Genomic DNA, 20,230 nt, shown 5'->3' with positions numbered 1-20,230 from the left:
GCTTGTGTTGAAATAGCCGCATATTCTACCCGTTATCGCGAGTCTCGCCAAACCACTGATGATACCAACGAGGTAAAAGTTGATCTCGTAAGCCTTCAATCTTCCAGCCATCGGCACTAAAAGTGAGTGTAATTTGCCCCTGATGCGGTGTATCGAACCAGGCATACTGTCGCTGCAGATAGCGCGCCCTGACCTTCGTGGAAGGCAGGTGCCATGCGTTATAGCGGGATGCGGATGCCAAAGCCGCCTCGCCGCCCACCCGTTGAATCAGCGCCATCCCCGAGGACGTCGAGCTACCGTGATGTGGGACCTGGATAATTGTAGACGCAAATGGCTGCCAGAAACGGCTAATCATGGCCATTTCTGCCGATAATTCAATATCTCCCGTCAGCAGGATGCTGTTTTTGCCATCATCTACCCTCACGACGCAGGAACCGTTATTACCCTTCTGTGCCTTCCCCGGCAGCGGCCAGAGCGCACGAAAGGTTAACCCCTGCCACTGCCAGGCTTCCCCGCGTGCGCAGGGTTGATGACCGGCCCAGCCCAGCGGGCTTCTGACCCACATTCCCGGCCAGCTCTGTCGTAGCGAGCGCAGACCGCCGCGATGATCCAGATGATCGTGGCTCAGAATAATGCCCTGAGGCGTAAGCCCGTGCCAGCGCAGCCAGGGCGCAATGAGCTGTTCGCCGCTGTCACCGCCCGGCCAGGCTAGCCCGGTATCGTAGAGCAACGCTTTGTCACCCCGCGTAATCACCATCGCTAACCCCTGCCCGACATCAAGCATGGTGACCCGCCACTGATCTTCTGGCGTTTTACGCCACAATGGGAAGGCCAACAGGATGCTTAACGACAACCCTAGCGCCGGAAAGCGCAACCAACCGTGCAAGCGCCAGAGAATCAACGCTCCCCACGGCAGCAGCGAAATTCCCAGCCATGCGCTGCCAATGTTCCACCATCCGGTTGGCAGCAGGCGTAAGTAACCAAACACCAGCGCCATCACCCGGTCGGCGCCGTACCATGTCATTGTTTCCAGCGTCATTGGGCCGCACAGATGCAGAAACATCGCCAGCAGAATCAGCGGCACAGCGATAAACGTCACCACCGGTACCGCCACCAGATTCGCCAGCAGCGAGGTTACGCTGATACCGTGAAACAACATGACTTGCAGCGGGGTTAACAGCAGCATCAAACCCAGCTGTAGATGGATCAGACTCGCGAGCGGGCGAAACCATCGTGGATATGCCCACGCGGGCAACGGTACCCATTGGTACCAGAAAATGAGCGCGCCGACCGCAGCTGCCGACAACCACAGGCTATCGGACAGCACTGCCAGCGGGTCGAGAAACAGAATGGTAGCCAGACAGCAAAGCCAGACTTCCCAGCCAGCCCAGCGCCTGGCGTGTAAACGGAGCAGACAGCAGACGGTGGCAGCCACCACCGTTCGCATCGCGGGCGGCTGCATTCCCGTCAGCGCTGCGTAGGCGAATCCGCTCGTCAGTGACACCAGGAGCGGCAAACGCCAGTTAATCAGCCAGACGGGAAGAAAAAACTGCACGGCACGCACCAACAGCCACCCCAGGGAAGCGCCGAGCGCAATATGCAGCCCGGAAATCGCCATCAGGTGTGAAGTCCCGGTTTGCTGCATTAGCGATTTAATCTCCGGCGCGACCGAGAGCCGCTCCCCCATCCCAAGCGCCAGCATGACATCATGCCAGGGATAGGTTGCGAGAGACGTTTGCAGCGATGTCAGGTAGCGGGCACGCAGGCTGCAGGCGCTCTCCAGTATTCCTGCGGAGATGATTCTCCCGGTTAAGATACGATGCTGTGATAACGCGTAGCGCTGAGAGTCGAAGCCCCCTGCGTTTAACTGGCCGTGGACGGGCCGGGCACGAATCGTCATCTGCCAACGCTGACCAACGCACGGCGGCTGTGGCAGATAGCTACCGTAGAGGGTAATAGCGATGCCCGGGAACAGGCGCTGACCTTCCAGCCGGGTGATCGTGCCCTGATGTGTCGTCTGCCCGTCGGTTTGCGTTATCGTCAACTCAACCTGTCGGTTTTTCCCCGGTAGCGTCAATGCAGGCCACTGCACCTGCCACGCCGCCAGAACGCCCCAACAGAACATAAGCCCCACCAATGAAGCGGAGCGCCCCAACCGTCCACACGCGCTGAGGAGAATCAGCCCAACAATGGCAAGCTTAATACACCAAAGCGCGGGTAGTTCTGGCAGCACGCTCAGCGGTAAGATTCCGGCCAGCATATAGCCAGCCAGCTGCGGCAAACGCATTGACACCTCCTTGTTATCGGTAGTGTTGCGCGAGATGAGGGAATTGTCGTGAGCGGATCGTAAAGCGTGCGAAGCGGCGTCAGGTGAATATGCGGCGCGTGCAGCCGTTGCGAAGAAACTGCGAGGGGTATTCCAGAGTGGATTTGTAAAAACGAAAAAAGCACCCGCAGGTGCTTTTTTCTCAACCAAGTTTACCGCCGGTTAGCGGTCAAAACTCAATCGTAAATATTGGCGCGGTCGCGCAGTTCTTTGCCCGGCTTGAAGTGTGGCACATACTTGCCTTCCAGTTCCACTTTGTCGCCAGTTTTCGGGTTACGCCCGGTACGTGGTGCTCGATAGTGCAGAGAGAAGCTGCCGAAACCGCGGATTTCAATGCGCTCGCCCTGGGCCAGGGTTGAGGCCATATGCTCCAGCATCTCTTTCACCGCATCTTCCACTGCTTTGGCAGGGATATGGGATTGCTGGCTGGCAAGTCTTTCAATCAATTCTGACTTGGTCATGATTCCTCCGGTTTCCTTTCAAGGAAAATTAGCTAACAGCTTATTAAACAAGGGCGGCCGTAGCCGCCCTTTGTGCTAGATTACAGGCCGAAACCTGCAATCTGTCAAGTAAACTCATCACAATTCAGGTTGTTAAACCCGAATGCGCAAGATTACTCGCCTTTAGCTGCTTTGAATGCTTCAGCCATAGCGTTGGAGAAGTTGCCGTCTTCCTGTTTGTTGTTAACAGTAGCGATTGCATCTTTCTCGTCAGCTTCGTCTTTCGCACGAACAGACAGGCTAATTGCGCGGTTTTTGCGATCAACGCCGGTGAATTTAGCTTCAACGTCGTCGCCAACGCTCAGAACCAGAGTCGCATCTTCAACGCGGTCACGGGAAGCTTCAGAAGCGCGCAGGTAACCCTCAACGCCGTCAGCCAGTTCTACGGTTGCGCCTTTAGCGTCAACTGCAGTCACTTTACCGTTTACGATTGCGCCTTTCTTGTTCAGAGCAACCCAGTTGTTGAACGGATCTTCTGCGAGCTGTTTAACGCCCAGGGAGATACGCTCACGCTCTGCGTCAACCTGCAGAACAACTGCTGCGATTTCGTCGCCTTTTTTGTATTCACGAACGGCTTCTTCGCCTGCAACGTTCCAGGAGATGTCAGACAGGTGAACCAGGCCGTCGATGCCGCCGTCCAGGCCGATGAAGATACCGAAGTCAGTGATAGACTTGATTTTACCTTCAACGCGGTCGCCCTTGTTGTGGGTTTCTGCGAACTGCTGCCATGGGTTAGATTTGCACTGCTTCAGACCCAGGGAGATACGACGACGTTCTTCGTCGATATCCAGAACCATCACTTCCACTACGTCGCCAACGTTAACAACTTTGGACGGGTGGATGTTTTTGTTGGTCCAATCCATTTCGGAAACGTGAACCAGGCCTTCAACGCCTTCTTCGATTTCAACGAAGCAGCCGTAGTCGGTCAGGTTGGTCACGCGACCGGTCAGTTTGGTACCTTCCGGATAACGCTTAGCGATAGCTACCCATGGATCTTCGCCCAGCTGTTTCAGGCCCAGAGATACACGAGTACGCTCGCGGTCGAATTTCAGCACTTTAACGTTGATTTCGTCGCCAACGTTCACGATTTCGCTCGGATGCTTAACGCGTTTCCAGGCCATATCGGTGATGTGCAGCAGGCCGTCAACGCCGCCCAGATCAACGAATGCACCGTAGTCAGTGAGGTTCTTAACGATACCTTTAACTTCCATGCCTTCCTGCAGGTTTTCCAGCAGTTGATCGCGCTCTGCGCTGTTTTCGGATTCGATAACGGCACGACGAGAAACAACAACGTTGTTACGCTTCTGGTCCAGCTTGATTACTTTGAACTCAAGCTCTTTGCCTTCCAGGTGCAGAGTATCGCGCACCGGACGAACGTCTACCAGGGAACCCGGCAGGAACGCACGAATACCGTTCAGCTCAACAGTGAAGCCACCTTTAACTTTGCCGTTGATAACACCAACTACAGTTTCAGCTTCTTCGTAAGCTTTTTCCAGCGTGATCCAAGCTTCGTGACGTTTAGCTTTCTCACGGGACAGCAGGGTTTCACCGAAGCCGTCTTCTACTGCATCCAGAGCAACGTCAACTTCGTCACCAACCTGGATTTCCAGTTCGCCCTGGGCGTTTTTGAACTGCTCAGCCGGAATGGCAGACTCAGATTTCAGACCGGCGTCAACCAGTACTACGTCTTTGTCGATAGCAACAACAACACCACGAACGATGGAACCCGGGCGGGTTTCGATTTCTTTTAAGGATTCTTCAAACAGTTGAGCAAAAGATTCAGTCATGTTTAATCTTCAGGTTAATATTAACGTCCACCTGACACCTTGTCGGATGGGGTTGTTTCACATACCCGCTGTCAATCCTTTGCAACGGGGGTACTGCAAATTCGGTCGCGTCTTACGCGATTGCCAATTTCTGGCGCGCATAGTCTAACGCTTTTTCAATTACTTGCTCAATGCTTAAGGTGGTGGAATCCAACACTAAAGCATCGGCGGCAGGAACCAGCGGCGCAACGGCACGATTACGATCGCGGTCGTCTCGCTCCTTTATCTCTGCCAAAAGGCGCTCAAAGTTAACACTAAAGCCCTTTTCCTGCAACTGTAGCATGCGGCGTTGCGCGCGTTCTTCCGATGAGGCATCGAGGAAGATTTTGACCGGCGCGTCCGGGAACACCACGGTGCCCATATCGCGACCGTCGGCAATCAGCCCTGGCGCTTCGCGGAAAGCGCGCTGACGGCGCAGCAGCGCCTCACGCACGCGCGGGAAGGCAGCAACCTGTGACGCGGCGTTGGCCACTTCCTGGGTACGAATTTCGCCGCTAACGTCTTCTCCTTCAAGGATAACTTCCAGCGCGCCATCAGTAGAGACAAAACGTACGTCCAGATGCGCCGCAAGCGGGACCAGTGCATCTTCAGAGTTCACATCAACATGGTGATGCAGCGCCGCAAGCGCCAGCACGCGATAGATAGCGCCGGAGTCCAGCAAATGCCATTGCAGTGCTTCTGCCATCGCTTTGCACAGCGTGCCTTTACCTGCGCCGCTCGGGCCGTCAATGGTAATTACCGGAGCAATTGCCGTCATCTCTCTCTCCTTAATAAAAGGCATACATAACGTAAACGCCGCGCATTATACGCATCTCTGCGTCAGACGGTTACCTTTGTCTGCGAATTCCAGAATTAGCCCTATCAATAGCAGGAGAATAGACAAGTATAGTGGGCCTGGGGTGAGCTAGCCCGGAAAGTGACGATGATTTAATTTTTGCCGCAAAAAGTCCGAAAAAAAACGCCGACATCCGGTCAGCGTTTTTGCATGCGAGAAAGAACTAGGCCAGCGTGCTAATGCGCGCCAACTGCTCGAAATAGTCCGGGAAAGTTTTCGCCGTACATTTCGGGTCAAGGATGGTGACTGGGGTATCCGACAGCGCCACCAGCGAGAAACACATCGCCATACGGTGATCGTTATAGGTACCGATTTCCGCAAAATTCAGCGTCGCAGGCGGTGTCACACGAATGTAGTCTTCACCCTCTTCAACTTCAGCGCCCACTTTACGTAGTTCGGTCGCCATCGCGAACAGGCGGTCAGTCTCTTTCACGCGCCAGTTATAGATGTTACGCAGCGTAGTCGTGCCTTTGGCAAACAGCGCCGCGGTGGCAATCGTCATCGCCGCGTCAGGGATATGGTTCATATCCATATCAATCGCGTTCAGCTCGCCGTGCGTGCAGGCAATATAGTCGTCGCCCCAGGTGATGGTTGCGCCCATTTTCTCCAGCACGTCAGCAAAGCGAATATCGCCCTGTACGCTGTGGCGGCCAATACCGGTCACCTTCACGGTGCCTCCTTTAATCGCCCCGGCAGCAAGGAAGTAAGAAGCCGAAGAGGCGTCGCCTTCCACCAGATAATGCCCAGGAGAAACATACTGCTGATTACCGTTTACGACGAAGCGCTGGTAATTCTGATTTTCAACTTCAACACCGAAGGTTTTCATCAGGTGCAGAGTGATATCAATATACGGTTTTGAGACCAGATCGCCCTTGATGCTAATAGTGGTGTCCTGCGGCGCCAGCGGCGCAGTCATCAGCAGCGCGGTCAGAAACTGACTGGAAACGCTGCCGTCAACCTCCACGCTGCCGCCATTGAAGCCACCTTTCAGGCGTAGCGGCGGGTAGTTCTCCTGCTCCAGATACTCAATCTGCGCGCCGCCCTGACACAGGGCATCGACCAGGTGACCAATCGGGCGCTCCTTCATGCGCGGTTCGCCGGTCAGCACGATATTGTTTGCGCCGAGGCACAGCGCGGCAGCCAGCGGACGCATGGCGGTACCCGCATTCCCCAGGAACAGTTCCAGCTCGCCGGAAGCCTGCAGCGGGCCGCCGTTTCCGGTCACTTCGCAGCGGGTACGATCGGCAGACAGGGTGTAGTGAATTCCCAGCGCTTTCAACGCGTTCAGCATGTGGCGAACATCATCGCTGTCCAGCAGGTTTGTCAGGACGGTGGTGCCACGCGCCAGCGCCGCCAGCAGCAGCGCACGGTTCGACACGCTTTTAGAACCAGGCAGATTAATCGTGCCGTCTACGCGCGCGATAGGTTGTAACGTCAGGGATTCCATGAAACTCAACTCTCAAAAGCAGAAGTAAAAACCCCACAGACAGATGCTGTGGGGATGAACAAAAACTAAAATTAACCGTGGCGACGTTCGAAGTCCTGCATGAACTCCGTCAACGCCTGTACGCCAGCCAGCGGCATAGCGTTATAGATGGATGCGCGCATCCCGCCCACCACGCGGTGGCCTTTCAGCGCGTGCAGGCCAGCGGCAAAGGATTCCTCGAGGAACACTTTGTCCAGCGCGCTATCGGCCAGCTGGAACGGCACGTTCATGCGGGAACGGTTGGCGCTGGCCACGTCGTTACGGTAGAAATCACTACCATCAATGGTGTTATACAGAAGATCGGCCTTCTGCTGATTGATGCGGTCCATGGCCGCAACGCCGCCCTGCTCTTTCAGCCATTTGAAGACCAGACCCGCCAGATACCAGGCGAAGGTCGGCGGCGTGTTGAACATGGAGTCGTTGTCGTTCAGCACGGTGTAGTCGAGAATCGACGGGCAAGCCACGTGGGCTTTACCCAGCAGATCTTCGCGCACGATGACCAGCGTTAAGCCCGCCGGGCCAATGTTTTTCTGCGCGCCTGCGTAAATAACGCCGTAACGGCTGACGTCAATCGGGCGAGAGAGAATGGTCGATGAAAAGTCAGCGGCAACGATCACGTCTTTACCAAAGTTCGGCGTCTCTTCAATCGCGATGCCGTCGATGGTTTCATTCGGGCAGTAGTGCAAATAGGCCGCGTTATCGGAAAGCTGCCAGTCACGCATCGGTTTGACCGCGCGCTTGCCGTCAACGGTAATTTTCGCGTCAATCACGTTCGGGTTGCAGTATTTTTTGGCTTCTTTTACCGCACTTGCCGCCCAGTAACCCGCATCGACGTAGTCGGCAGTGGTTTTGTCGCCCAGAATGTTCAGCGGAACGCCGGCAAACTGACCGCGTCCGCCGCCGTGGCAGAACAGTACTTTGTAGTTGGAAGGGATATTAAGCAGGTCGCGGAAATCTTTTTCTGCTTCCTCTGCCACGTGGATAAACTCTTTACCACGATGGCTGACTTCCATTACCGACGTACCTAACCCGTTCCAGTCGCAAAGTTCTTTCTGCGCCAGTTTAAGAACTTCTGCCGGAAGCATCGCCGGACCTGAACTGAAATTAAAGACCTGAGCCATAACCCTCACCACATTGCAATGTTGTCTGACCGCATGCCTCGCGCGTCATCAACGCGTGGGCATAAGTTATTCCTGTGGCTATTGGTTTTATCATTCAGTGACACGCGCCGCAATGTCTAAAACTTTCTGCCGCCGAAATGCGCCGTTCATCACACAATAGATTCTGCCGTCTTGCCGGTACAAAACCGACAAAATCGCTGTCAGGCAATGCGTTTCGCCCTGCTCACCTTCGTCCATGCCGGATTTGCGCAGCGCGGACATAATTGGCGCTCCCCCGCCTGTAGGCCGACAACATAGCTGCAACGGACGCACGCGTACTCTCCCGGCTCAGGCACCGCTTTAAATCGCTGGGTGAGGCTATTGGGTAAGATACACAGGCCAGGTTTTACCTCATCGTCGGGATAAAAAAACACGCTAATCTGGCCGTCGGTTTCCATAATCGCCAGGCGGACCTGCCCAAGTTGCTCAATGCTGTTAAGACGCAGCGCCATAAAAAAATCCAGCTCCGTCAGATTCGCTCGCCGCACGTTCTCCCAGGCCAGTTGGCCTTCTTTCACGATGACAATCGCTTTGCCTTCGAGTAGATCCTGCACTTTCTCGCTTTTCGACATCAGCCACATCGCCAGCCGATACAACAGCGCGAGCGTGACAAAAACGGCAAATACCGGTACCAGCGGGACATCATCATAAAACGCCACGTCTCCCGCCGCCGACCCCAACGTCAGGATAATCAGCACTTCAAAGAGCGACATCTGGCGAACGCCGCGGCGCCCGGTAATTTTGAGAAACAAGAAAACCAATACGAAAGTAAAGAGGCACCTTAGCGCCACTTCACCTAAAAATTCAGGGGGAGCTTTATCAAATGCCATCCGTTGAAGATCAAATGCTTTCATTTTTCGACGCCTTAACAGTAGGTTATCGTCAGTAAGCATAGCTGCCCCTTTTATTTTCGCCGAAGATAGCACCCGTCACGCAAAACCCGTATCATTGCGCGCTTTCCGTACGACAAAAGAGATTGCTATGACGCAAACCTATATTCCCGGCAAAGATGCCGCACTGGAAGATTCCATCGCTCGCTTCCAGCAAAAGCTGCTCGATCTGGGCTTCGATATTGAAGAAGCCTCCTGGCTGAACCCGGTTCCTAACGTCTGGTCGGTGCATATTCGTGATAAGGCATGCTCTCTGTGCTTTACCAACGGCAAAGGCGCGACCAAAAAGGCGGCGCTGGCCTCCGCGCTGGGCGAGTACTTCGAACGTCTGTCAACCAACTATTTCTTCGCCGACTTCTGGCTGGGCGACAAAATCGCCAACGATCCGTTCGTTCACTACCCGAACGAAAAATGGTTCCCACTGACCGATGATGATGAAGTGCCGGAAGGCCTGCTCGACGCGCGTCTGCGTGCGTTCTACGATCCTGACGATCAGCTGACCGCCAGCATGCTGGTCGATCTGCAGTCCGGCAACGACGATCGCGGCGTGTGCGGCCTGCCGTTTACCCGTCAGTCCGATGGTGAAACCATTTATATCCCGATGAACATCGTCGCGAACCTGTACGTTTCCAACGGCATGTCGGCGGGTAACACCCGTAACGAAGCCCGCGTTCAGGGTCTGTCGGAAGTGTTCGAACGTCACGTGAAAAACCGCATTATCGCCGAAAGCATCAGCCTGCCGGAGATTCCGGCCGAGGTGCTGGCGCGCTATCCAGGTGTGGTGGAGTCTATCAAGACGCTGGAAGCAGAAGGTTTTCCGATCTTCACCTACGACGGCTCTCTGGGCGGTAAATACCCGGTGATTTGCGTCGTGCTGTTCAACCCGGCAAACGGAACCTGCTTTGCTTCCTTTGGCGCGCATCCGGACTTCGGCGTGGCGCTGGAGCGTACGGTGACCGAGCTGCTACAGGGCCGCGGTCTGAAAGATCTCGACGTGTTCACCCCGCCGACCTTCGATGACGAAGAAGTGGCTGAACATACCAACCTGGAAACCCACTTCATTGACTCCAGCGGTTTGATCTCCTGGGATATGTTCAAGCAGGATGCCGACTATCCGTTCGCCGACTGGAACTTCTCCGGCACGACTGAAGAAGAGTTCGCCACGCTGATGGCTATCTTCAAAGAAGAAGATAAAGAAGTGTACATCGCCGACTACGAGCACCTTGGCGTCTACGCGTGCCGCATCATCGTGCCGGGGATGTCCGATATCTACCCGGCTGAAGATCTGTGGCTGGCAAACAACAATATGGGCAGCCATCTGCGCGAAACCCTCCTTTCCCTGCCGGGCAGCCAGTGGGAGAAAGAAGCGTACCTGAATCTGATCGAGCAGCTCGACGATGAAGGGCTGGACGACTTTACCCGCGTGCGCGAACTGCTGGGTCTGGCGACCGGTCCAAACAACGGCTGGTATACCCTGCGTATTGGTGAGCTGAAGGCGATGCTGGCGCTCGCAGGCGGCGACCTTGAACAGGCTCTGATCTGGACGGAATGGACCATGGAGTTCAACGCTTCGGTGTTCAGCGCCGAGCGCGCCAACTACTACCGTTGCCTGCAAACGCTGCTGCTGCTGTCCCAGGAAGAAGAACGTGAGCCCCTGCAGTATCTGAACGCGTTTGTCCGTATGTACGGCGCCGATGCGGTGGAAGCCGCCAGCGCGGCGCTGAGCGGCGAAGAGGCATTCTATGGCCTACAGCCGGTTGACGGTTCTCTGGAGGCCTTCCCGGCCCATCAGTCGCTGTTACAGGCCTACGAGAAACTGCAGCGCGCAAAAGCCGCTTTCTGGGCGAAGTGATCGTTTCTCCATATAAATAGTAGGTTTAATCGACGACCTGGGCTATATTACGGGGCCACTTGCTGGCCCCTTTTTTATATTTCAACGTTTCGCTTCGTGATTCTGTGAAAATAAAGTTAAACATAAGTAAACACTATAATTAGTGGCTTACTTTTATTGTTAAATTTCACGATCATTACTCCATTTTAATTAACCAATAAAATGAAGGTAAAAGAAAAAATTCAACTGAATTTGTAAATCTTAAAATTTATTTTCACCTTATTATTCATATCGTTAGCAAGGGATTGTTGAAAAACCACGCGTTCTTCAGGCCTATAAGCCAGGTGAGATATGATCTACATCAAATTCTCATCTATAATGCTTTGTTAGTATCTCGTCGCCGATTAAATAAAAAGAGAGAGTTAGTGTGAAAGCTGACAACCCTTTTGATCTACTCCTTCCTGCCGCTATGGCCAAAGTTGCCGAAGAAGCAGGTGTCTATAAAGCAACCAAGCATCCGCTGAAAACCTTTTATCTGGCGATTACTGCGGGCGTCTTTATCTCGATTGCTTTTGTTTTTTACATTACCGCAACCACAGGTACAGCGGGCATGCCGTTTGGCATTGCTAAGCTGATTGGCGGTATCTGTTTCTCGCTTGGCTTAATTCTTTGCGTAATTTGTGGCGCTGACCTCTTTACATCGACCGTCCTCATCGTTGTGGCGAAAGCCAGCGGCCGAATCACCTGGGGTCAACTGGCAAAAAACTGGCTTAACGTCTATGTTGGTAACCTGATCGGCGCGCTGCTGTTCGTGTTGCTGATGTGGTTGTCCGGTGAATATATGACAGCCAACGGCGGATGGGGCCTAAACGTCCTGCAAACCGCTGACCACAAAATGCACCATACATTTATCGAAGCCGTCGCTCTCGGTATCCTGGCGAACCTGATGGTCTGCCTGGCAGTCTGGATGAGCTACTCTGGCCGCAGCCTGATGGATAAAGCCATGATTATGGTTTTACCGGTTGCCATGTTCGTCGCCAGCGGTTTTGAGCACAGTATCGCAAACATGTTTATGATCCCGATGGGTATCGTAATACGCAACTTTGCTAGCCCGGAATTCTGGACCGCTATCGGTTCGACTCCGGACAGTTTCTCTCACCTGACCGTGATGCACTTCATCACCGATAACCTGATTCCGGTAACTATCGGGAACATCATCGGCGGCGGCTTGCTGGTTGGGTTGACATACTGGGTCATTTACCTGCGTGGCGGCGACCGTCATTAATTGATGGTTGCTCCAGGCAGTAAATAAAAAGTCCACTTAAGATAGGTAGGTGTTACATGTCCGAACTTAATGAAAAGTTAGCCACAGCCTGGGAAGGTTTTGCGAAAGGTGACTGGCAGAATGAAGTAAACGTACGTGACTTCATCCAGAAAAACTACACTCCGTATGAGGGTGACGAGTCCTTCCTGGCTGGCGCAACTGACGCGACCACAGCACTGTGGGACAACGTTATGGAAGGCGTTAAACTGGAAAACCGCACTCACGCGCCAGTTGACTTTGACACCGCCGTAGCTTCCACCATCACTTCCCACGACGCTGGTTACATCAACAAAGCGCTGGAAAAAATTGTTGGTCTGCAGACTGAAGCTCCGCTGAAGCGTGCGCTTATCCCGTTCGGCGGCATCAAAATGATCGAAGGTTCCTGCAAAGCGTACAACCGCGAGCTGGATCCGACCATCAAAAAAATCTTCACCGAATACCGTAAAACCCACAACCAGGGTGTGTTCGACGTTTATACTCCGGACATCCTGCGCTGCCGTAAATCCGGTGTTCTGACCGGTCTGCCAGACGCATACGGTCGTGGTCGTATCATCGGTGACTACCGTCGTATCGCCGTTTACGGTATCGACTACCTGATGAAAGACAAATTCGCTCAGTTCTCCTCTCTCCAGTCCGATCTGGAAAACGGTGTAAACCTGGAAGCGACTATTCGTCTGCGTGAAGAAATCTCTGAACAGCACCGTGCGCTGGGTCAGATCAAAGAGATGGCTGCTAAATATGGCTACGACATCTCTGGTCCGGCTACCAACGCTCAGGAAGCTATCCAGTGGACTTACTTCGGCTACCTGGCCGCGGTTAAATCCCAGAACGGCGCGGCAATGTCCTTCGGTCGTACTTCCAGCTTCCTGGATATCTACATCGAACGTGACCTGAAAGCAGGCAAAATCACAGAACTTGAAGCTCAGGAAATGATTGACCACCTGGTCATGAAACTGCGTATGGTTCGCTTCCTGCGTACCCCTGAGTATGATGAACTGTTCTCCGGCGACCCGATTTGGGCAACTGAATCCGTCGGTGGTATGGGCGTTGACGGCCGTACCCTGGTCACCAAAAACAGCTTCCGTTTCCTGAACACCCTGTACACCATGGGTCCGTCTCCGGAACCGAACATCACCATCCTGTGGTCTGAAAAACTGCCGCTGGCGTTCAAAAAATTCGCCGCGAAAGTGTCCATCGATACCTCCTCTCTGCAGTACGAGAACGATGACCTGATGCGTCCGGACTTCAACAACGATGACTACGCTATCGCTTGCTGCGTAAGCCCGATGATCGTTGGTAAACAAATGCAGTTCTTCGGTGCGCGTGCAAACCTGGCGAAAACCATGCTGTACGCAATCAACGGCGGCGTTGATGAAAAACTGAAAATGCAGGTTGGCCCGAAATCTGAACCGATGAAAGGCGAATACCTGAACTACGACGAAGTTATCGACCGTATGGATCACTTCATGGATTGGCTGGCTAAACAGTACGTCACCGCGCTGAACGTCATCCACTACATGCACGACAAGTACAGCTACGAAGCTTCTCTGATGGCGCTGCACGACCGTGACGTTATCCGCACCATGGCTTGCGGTATCGCGGGTCTGTCCGTAGCGGCTGACTCCCTGTCTGCTATCAAATATGCGAAAGTTAAACCGATTCGTGACGAAGACGGTCTGGCTATCGACTTCGAAATCGAAGGCGAATACCCGCAGTTTGGTAACAACGACCCGCGCGTTGATGACATGGCGGTTGACCTGGTAGAACGTTTCATGAAGAAAATTCAGAAACTGACTACTTACCGTAACGCTATCCCGACTCAGTCTGTTCTGACCATCACCTCTAACGTGGTTTATGGTAAGAAAACCGGTAACACCCCAGACGGTCGTCGCGCTGGCGCGCCGTTCGGTCCAGGTGCTAACCCGATGCACGGCCGTGACCAGAAAGGTGCTGTTGCCTCTCTGACCTCCGTTGCTAAACTGCCGTTTGCTTACGCTAAAGATGGTATCTCTTACACCTTCTCTATCGTTCCGAACGCACTGGGCAAAGACGACGACGTTCGTAAAACCAACCTGGCAGGCCTGATGGATGGTTACTTCCACCACGAAGCATCTATCGAAGGCGGTCAGCACCTGAACGTTAACGTTATGAACCGCGAAATGCTGCTCGACGCGATGGAAAACCCGGAAAAATATCCGCAGCTGACCATCCGCGTATCTGGCTACGCAGTACGTTTTAACTCCCTGACTAAAGAACAGCAGCAGGACGTTATCACTCGTACCTTCACTCAGTCCATGTAATGGATTTGACTGAAATCGCGATTTAAAAAGCGTACAATAAAGGCTCCACGTCAGTGGGGCCTTTCTTATAAGTGCTCTACGCTCTCCGAGCCTATTTTGCCTGCTAACTTCTATAATCAGGTTAACAAGCAAAATAAACTCAAGACGGCCTGAAATCATGATCGTCACCCTGCCGGACGCAGGGAAGAACTGGAGATAACACTGCAATGTCTGTAACTGGTCGCATTCACTCCTTTGAATCCTGTGGCACCGTTGATGGCCCGGGCATCCGCTTTATTACCTTCTTCCAGGGCTGCCTGATGCGCTGCCTGTACTGCCATAACCGCGATACATGGGACACGCACGGTGGCAAAGAGATCACCGTTGAAGAACTGATGAAAGAAGTGGTCACCTATCGCCACTTTATGAACGCGTCTGGCGGCGGCGTTACCGCGTCCGGCGGCGAGGCCATTCTGCAAGCCGAGTTTGTGCGCGACTGGTTCCGCGCCTGCAAGCAGGAAGGCATTCACACCTGTCTCGACACCAACGGTTTTGTGCGCCGCTACGATCCGGTCATTGATGAACTGCTGGAAGTGACCGATCTGGTGATGCTCGACCTTAAACAGATGAACGACGACATTCACCAGAACCTGGTTGGCGTATCTAACCACCGTACGCTCGAGTTCGCACAGTACCTGTCGAAGAAAGACATCAATGTCTGGATCCGCTACGTGGTTGTGCCAGGTTGGTCCGATGATGACGACTCAGCGCACCGCCTGGGCGAATTTACCCGCGATATGGGCAACGTTGAGAAAATCGAGTTGCTGCCTTACCACGAACTGGGCAAACACAAATGGGTAGCGATGGGCGAAGAGTATAAGCTCGACGGCGTGAAGCCGCCGAAGAAAGAAACCATGGAGCGCGTGAAGGGCATTCTTGAGCAATATGGTCACAAAGTGATGTACTAAATGCCAATAGTTTCCCCGGCGGCGCTAACGCTCGCCGGGATCGCTTCCCTACGACATAAAATATTCCGACAGCTTGTTGGTCACGCTCTCAATCGAGAAAATACGCTTCTGATGCGCTTTCCGGCACTGGCTATAGCGTTCATCCTGTCCCTCCAGCGCACTTAAAATACGATCGGCGACCATCATAGCACCCGCAATTTCAGCAAAGCCAGATTCCCCCTCGCCTTGCAGGGCGACAGCCGCCTGCAGATTCCAGTCCGACAGTCGATTTAACGGCACGAACGATCCCCGAGTCAGCGAGGCAATTTTAATCCCCTGTTCCTTTGCCAACGCCAGCGCCTGCATCATATCAGTCGATGTCTGCTCGGTATGGACAACGATAATTCCCGTCTTCTCGCAGTCGGCCAGCGGCGAGATGGCCGAAGGATAGGAGCGATCGATAAAGTTGGCGCTCTTCCCCATTTGCACCAGCTTCATCTGTAAAAACTGGGCGACCGGTACGGCACTCCCCACCGCATAAATGGCGATATATGTGAGTTGATTCAGCCACGCCGCAACCGACTGCAGCTCAATGCTATCAACGATAGCGTTGCTGTCACGGATACTGGCCATCACTGCGGAAGTTTCATCATCTGGCTCACCTTCTGAACGCGCCGCGCCGCGCTCCAGCGCCAACGCCGTTCTGAAGTCTGAAAACCCTTTAAAGCCAAAGGCCCGACAAAAGCGCGTAATGCTGCCTTCGCTGGTATCAATCGAATCAGCAAGCTCAGAAATCGTGTGTCTCATCACGAAATCAGGATTTTCCGTGATAAAACGCCCTACTTTTTCCAGAATGGGACTTAACCCTGAAGCCTCATTTCTTATGTTTATCAACAAGTTGTTATCTATCTGGCTCATTTTTCGCCTTTTTTGCATGAAATGCAAATTCAGTCACATTCTTCGGTTCGTTTTTCAATAATTATTTTTATCACGAAACATTAAATAAAAATAATTATTTTTATAAACAGGAGAACGTCTCATGAAAGGTCTTATCGTCTGTCGTACCGGTATGGGCAGCTCGTTGATGCTCAAAATAAAAGCCCAAAAAATCATCGATAAAAACGGTTGGGACATCGATCTTGAACACGATGTACTGTCCGGCCTTGCTACATGGCAAGGCATTGATTTTGTTATCACAATGCGCGATCTCACCGATGAAATTGAAGCGGCCGGGTTCCGAGCTATCGGCATCACCGATTTGATGAACAGCGAAGAGATGGAATCCGCGCTCATCAGCGTCATTCAGAACAACTAACCTCTCGGGGGAAATATGGATCTCCTAAAGTTCATTGTATTCGACATTCTGGGCGTAACCCCACTTTTAGTTGGTTTTATTGCACTCATAGGGCTGCTTATCCAACGCAAGCCTATCGAAAAAGTCCTCTCCGGAACCTTTAAAACTATCGTCGGTTTTCTGGTTTTTGCCGGCGGTGCTGGCCTCGCCGTCACCTCTCTGGGTAATTTTCAGACCTTGTTCAGCGATGGGTTCGGTCTGAAAGGCGTCATGCCGCTGGCGGAGGCGCTAACCGGGCTGGCGCAAACCAAATTCGCGATGTGCGTTTCACTCATTATGGTGGTGGGTTTTGGCTGGAACCTGTTTTTTGCCCGTATAACGCCGTTTAAGTACATCTTTCTCACCGGGCAACACAATCTGTATCTCTCCGCCCTGCTTACCGTCACGTTGAAAGCGCTAGGCTATAGCGACATGACGACAATTATCGTCGGTTCGATTCTGCTGGGGCTGGCAGCCTGTCTGTATCCGGCTATTGCCCAGCCGTGGATGCGCAAAATCACAGGCAATGATGAGATCGCCATGGGGCACTATGTCACTCTGGCTTACGCCGCGTCGGGGTGGATAGGCTCAAAGGTCGGCGATCCTAAACAATCAACGGAAAAGCTTAACCTTCCGGGATGGCTCGGGATCTTCAAGGATTACATTGTTTCAGTGTCGATCTCGGTCAGCATTTTTTACTACATTGCCGCGCTGGCTGCGGGTAAAGCCGCGGTCACCGCAGCCGCAGGCGGTATGCACTGGCTGGTTTACCCGCTGTATCAATCGCTCACCTTCACGGCATCGCTATACATTATTATCACCGGCGTCCGGCTGCTGTTGTCTGAAATTGTTCCCGCTTTTCTCGGTATCTCAGAGAAATTCATCCCTAATGCTAAACCCGCGCTGGACTGCCCGGTCGTCTTTCCTTACGCGCCTACCGCCACCGTACTGGGGTTCATTTCATCTTTTGTCGGCGGACTTGTGGTCATGGGATTTCTTGCCCTGCTTGGCCAAACGGTCATTATTCCCGTCGCTATTCCGTACTTCTTTATCGGCGCCACGGCGGCGGTATTTGGGAACGCCTCGGGGGGCTGGAAAGGCGCTATTGCCGGAAGTTTTATCACCGGAATTCTTATCGGCATAGGCCCTGCGCTGATCTATCCCATCATGGAATCCGTCGGGCTGTCGGGCACCAGCTTCCCGGAAACCGATTTTGTCGCCCTGGGGCTGGTTGTGTACTACATCGGCAAAATGCTGCCATAAGAGGGGAATACGATGACTATTGAACAACTGAAGTCGCATGCGCTGAGCGCTCGCCGTGACATTGTAAGCATGATTTATGAATCAGGGATTGGCCATCCGGGAGGCGCCCTCTCCATCATCGATATCCTGACGTGGATCTATGATGAAGAGGTGGATTTTTCTGTCTCGCCGCGGGCCCGCGTGGTGATGAGCAAGGGCCATGCCGTTGCAGCGCAGTATGCCATGCTGTACCAGAAAGGAATTATCAATCGAAGTGAATTTAGCTCGTTCCGCCAGATTAACTCACGCCTGCAGGGCCACCCCAGCATCAAATCGATTCCCGAGGTGGATGCCACCACCGGGTTGTTGGGTCAGGGATTATCCATCGCCTTCGGGATGGCGGCGGCCAAAAAACAGCACGGTGAGAACCAGCGCGTCTTCGCCATTATCGGTGACGGTGAAATGCATGAAGGGCAAATCTGGGAAACGCTGCAGCAGGCGGGGCATATGAAAATGGATAACCTGGTAGCCATTATCGACTACAACGGGTTTTCTTCTCACGACCCGGTTAACGAGGTGATTAACCTCGAACCACTAGCCGATAAGATCCGTCATTTTGGCTGGCACGTCCTTGAATTACAAAACGGTAATGACATGCACCAGGTCGCCGACACGCTGCTACTGTCACGCCATCTTAAAGGCAAACCAGTCGCGATCATCGCCCATACCACGAAAGGCTGCGGCGTAAGCTACATGGAAAATAACGGCGACTGGCATTCTAAAACCCCCACCACTGAACAGTACCAGCAGGCTATGGAGGAGTTGCAATGATGAAAGCACCACGCGATGAAATCGGTCAGGCGCTGATCGCCCTGAAACAAAAAGGCTACCCGATCGTCGCCATTGATAGCGATTTAGCCAGCTCGACACGGACCGACCAGTTTGCCGCCGTCTACCCGGATGCGTTTTTCGAAATGGGGATTGCGGAAGGTTCGGCGATGAGCTTCGCCATCGGTCAGGCGCTGGAAGGCAACATTCCCTTTTACGTTAACTTTGCCATGTTCATCACCGGCACGGCATGGACTCAGCTACGGCAGGCCTGCTACGCCAAAGCCAATATTAAGCTCGTCGGCAGCCACCCCGGCATGGATGATGGACCTGATGGCGCTTCGCATCATGCCCTGGAGGACCTGGCGCTCACCCGGGTTCTACCTGGCCTGACTATCCTGACGCCCGCTGATGCCGAAGAGGTGGCGGAGGCATTTGAGCAAGCGGTAAACATCAACGGGCCGGTCTACATCCGCGTGGCGCGCGAACCGATGCCGGTCCGCGATAAATCTGTCGTTCCACGCGTCAGCGATATTGCCGCCATCGCCAACAGCGGCAGTGACTTTGCGATCGTTTTTGAAGGGACCGTGCTTGAGCAAGCGACTGAAGGCTATGAAAAGCTCCTCGCCAGCGGTAAAAAAGGCAAACTGATCCACGTCGCGACGCTGAAGCCGTTTAACCAGCAGGCATTCTTTACGCTGATTGAAGGCTGCCCGATCATTGCTTCGCTCGAGAATCACACGGTTAACGGTGGACTGGGCGGGCAGATAGCCGAAACGCTGGCTCAGGTGGCCCACCCCGCTCGTCTTACCCGTCTTGGCACGCAGGATACATTTACCGAATCCGGTAACAGCCGGCAGCTAAAAGCCAAATACGGCATATCTGGCGACGCGCTATATCGTGTGCTTAGTTAACCAGGGAATCGGTCGCCCAGCGTATCGGGCGACCCTATCAGCAGGAGTTCGACATGGAGAATGCGCTTTTTACCGCCCGTCAATTCATCGCGCAAAAAATCGATTGGCGTAGCGCCGTTAAGCTCGCCTGTCAACCGCTTGAAGCGCAAGGAGATATCAGTGTTCACTACGCACAAGCCATTATTCGTGCCACCGAGCAGAACGGCCCCTGGTATATCCTTAGCCCCGAGTTTGCGCTACCTCACGCACGCCCGGAAGAAGGCGTATTAAGCCAGAAAAGCCGCCTGTCGCTGCTCTGTTGCGCCGAATCGGTCGCTTTTCCCGGCCATCCGGATGTGCGGCTGATTATCGTGCTGGCTGCGGCAAACGGCGAGCAACATATTCAGACCATTCAGCGTCTGGTCTGCTGGCTGGATGAGGACGATCGTTTAGCGAATCTCACCGCTATCACCAGCCAGCAACAGTTTGCATCGCTGACCGCGAGCTTATAACCGTAAAGGGGGGGCTTT

At 53.6% G+C, this 20,230-nt stretch carries 17 protein-coding genes; 9 read left to right on the top strand and 8 right to left on the bottom strand.

The features are described 5' to 3' along the window. Nucleotides 1–25: 25 nt before the first annotated feature. The 7 genes from M989_RS21640 to M989_RS21610 form a co-directional block, all read right to left on the bottom strand. On the bottom strand, nucleotides 26–2,287 hold the full coding sequence (locus tag M989_RS21640; RefSeq protein WP_064548797.1) for a ComEC family protein: 2,262 nt from the start codon (nucleotides 2,285–2,287) through the stop codon (nucleotides 26–28). A 215-nt stretch (nucleotides 2,288–2,502) separates the two neighbouring features. Next, nucleotides 2,503–2,787 (bottom strand): integration host factor subunit beta, encoded by a 285-nt coding sequence (gene ihfB, locus M989_RS21635; RefSeq protein ID WP_015965094.1) that lies wholly within the window; start codon nucleotides 2,785–2,787, stop codon nucleotides 2,503–2,505. Between the two features lie 152 nt (nucleotides 2,788–2,939). Then, nucleotides 2,940–4,613 (bottom strand): 30S ribosomal protein S1, encoded by a 1,674-nt coding sequence (gene rpsA / locus M989_RS21630; RefSeq protein ID WP_064548795.1) that lies wholly within the window; start codon nucleotides 4,611–4,613, stop codon nucleotides 2,940–2,942. A 112-nt stretch (nucleotides 4,614–4,725) separates the two neighbouring features. Beyond that, nucleotides 4,726–5,409, bottom strand: a complete 684-nt coding sequence (gene cmk, locus M989_RS21625; RefSeq protein ID WP_064548793.1) for a (d)CMP kinase — start codon at nucleotides 5,407–5,409, stop codon at nucleotides 4,726–4,728. A 241-nt stretch (nucleotides 5,410–5,650) separates the two neighbouring features. Continuing rightward, nucleotides 5,651–6,934, bottom strand: coding sequence for a 3-phosphoshikimate 1-carboxyvinyltransferase (gene aroA / locus M989_RS21620; RefSeq protein ID WP_064548790.1), 1,284 nt, complete (start codon nucleotides 6,932–6,934; stop codon nucleotides 5,651–5,653). A gap of 71 nt (nucleotides 6,935–7,005) precedes the next feature. Next, nucleotides 7,006–8,094, bottom strand: coding sequence for a 3-phosphoserine/phosphohydroxythreonine transaminase (gene serC / locus M989_RS21615; protein WP_064548788.1), 1,089 nt, complete (start codon nucleotides 8,092–8,094; stop codon nucleotides 7,006–7,008). Between the two features lie 200 nt (nucleotides 8,095–8,294). Next, nucleotides 8,295–8,987, bottom strand: a complete 693-nt coding sequence (locus M989_RS21610; RefSeq protein WP_064548786.1) for a DUF421 domain-containing protein — start codon at nucleotides 8,985–8,987, stop codon at nucleotides 8,295–8,297. 127 nt (nucleotides 8,988–9,114) lie between these two features. Between M989_RS21610 and ycaO the strand changes: the two genes are divergently transcribed. From ycaO to pflA, 4 genes are all read left to right on the top strand, one after another. Continuing rightward, a complete protein-coding gene (ycaO, locus tag M989_RS21605; protein ID WP_064548784.1) occupies nucleotides 9,115–10,875 on the top strand; it encodes a 30S ribosomal protein S12 methylthiotransferase accessory factor YcaO in 1,761 nt (586 codons plus the stop codon). Between the two features lie 406 nt (nucleotides 10,876–11,281). Then, entirely contained in the window at nucleotides 11,282–12,139 is an 858-nt protein-coding gene (gene focA / locus M989_RS21600; RefSeq protein WP_064548778.1) for a formate transporter FocA, read from the top strand. Between the two features lie 56 nt (nucleotides 12,140–12,195). Then, nucleotides 12,196–14,478 carry a formate C-acetyltransferase gene (pflB, locus tag M989_RS21595; protein WP_064548775.1) on the top strand — a complete coding sequence of 761 codons (2,283 nt, stop codon included), beginning with the start codon at nucleotides 12,196–12,198 and terminating at the stop codon, nucleotides 14,476–14,478. Nucleotides 14,479–14,684: 206 nt separating this feature from the next. After that, nucleotides 14,685–15,425, top strand: coding sequence for a pyruvate formate lyase 1-activating protein (pflA, locus tag M989_RS21590; protein WP_064548773.1), 741 nt, complete (start codon nucleotides 14,685–14,687; stop codon nucleotides 15,423–15,425). A gap of 48 nt (nucleotides 15,426–15,473) precedes the next feature. Here the strand turns inward: pflA and M989_RS21585 are convergent, their stop codons facing one another. Next, a complete protein-coding gene (locus M989_RS21585) occupies nucleotides 15,474–16,322 on the bottom strand; it encodes a MurR/RpiR family transcriptional regulator (RefSeq protein ID WP_064548771.1) in 849 nt (282 codons plus the stop codon). Between the two features lie 121 nt (nucleotides 16,323–16,443). On the opposite strand from M989_RS21585, the gene M989_RS21580 reads away from it, so the two are divergent. The 5 genes from M989_RS21580 to M989_RS21560 are packed head-to-tail and all read left to right on the top strand — an operon-like array spanning nucleotide 16,444 to nucleotide 20,212. Next, complete coding sequence (locus M989_RS21580) at nucleotides 16,444–16,719, top strand: PTS sugar transporter subunit IIB (protein ID WP_064548769.1); 276 nt, start codon at nucleotides 16,444–16,446, stop codon at nucleotides 16,717–16,719. 15 nt (nucleotides 16,720–16,734) lie between these two features. Next, nucleotides 16,735–18,000, top strand: a complete 1,266-nt coding sequence (locus tag M989_RS21575; RefSeq protein WP_064548768.1) for a PTS ascorbate transporter subunit IIC — start codon at nucleotides 16,735–16,737, stop codon at nucleotides 17,998–18,000. A gap of 12 nt (nucleotides 18,001–18,012) precedes the next feature. Further along, nucleotides 18,013–18,810, top strand: a complete 798-nt coding sequence (locus tag M989_RS21570; RefSeq protein ID WP_064548766.1) for a transketolase — start codon at nucleotides 18,013–18,015, stop codon at nucleotides 18,808–18,810. Continuing rightward, nucleotides 18,810–19,721 carry a transketolase family protein gene (locus M989_RS21565; RefSeq protein WP_064548887.1) on the top strand — a complete coding sequence of 304 codons (912 nt, stop codon included), beginning with the start codon at nucleotides 18,810–18,812 and terminating at the stop codon, nucleotides 19,719–19,721. The genes M989_RS21570 and M989_RS21565 overlap by 1 nt, the downstream gene beginning before the upstream one ends. Nucleotides 19,722–19,774: 53 nt before the next feature. Beyond that, nucleotides 19,775–20,212, top strand: coding sequence for a PTS sugar transporter subunit IIA (locus tag M989_RS21560; RefSeq protein WP_064548764.1), 438 nt, complete (start codon nucleotides 19,775–19,777; stop codon nucleotides 20,210–20,212). The last annotated feature ends 18 nt before the right edge of the window (nucleotides 20,213–20,230 follow it).

The sequence above is a fragment of the Kluyvera georgiana ATCC 51603 genome, assembly GCF_001654985.1.
GTDB lineage: Bacteria > Pseudomonadota > Gammaproteobacteria > Enterobacterales > Enterobacteriaceae > Kluyvera > Kluyvera georgiana.
This window is presented reverse-complemented; position numbering and strand designations above follow the sequence as displayed.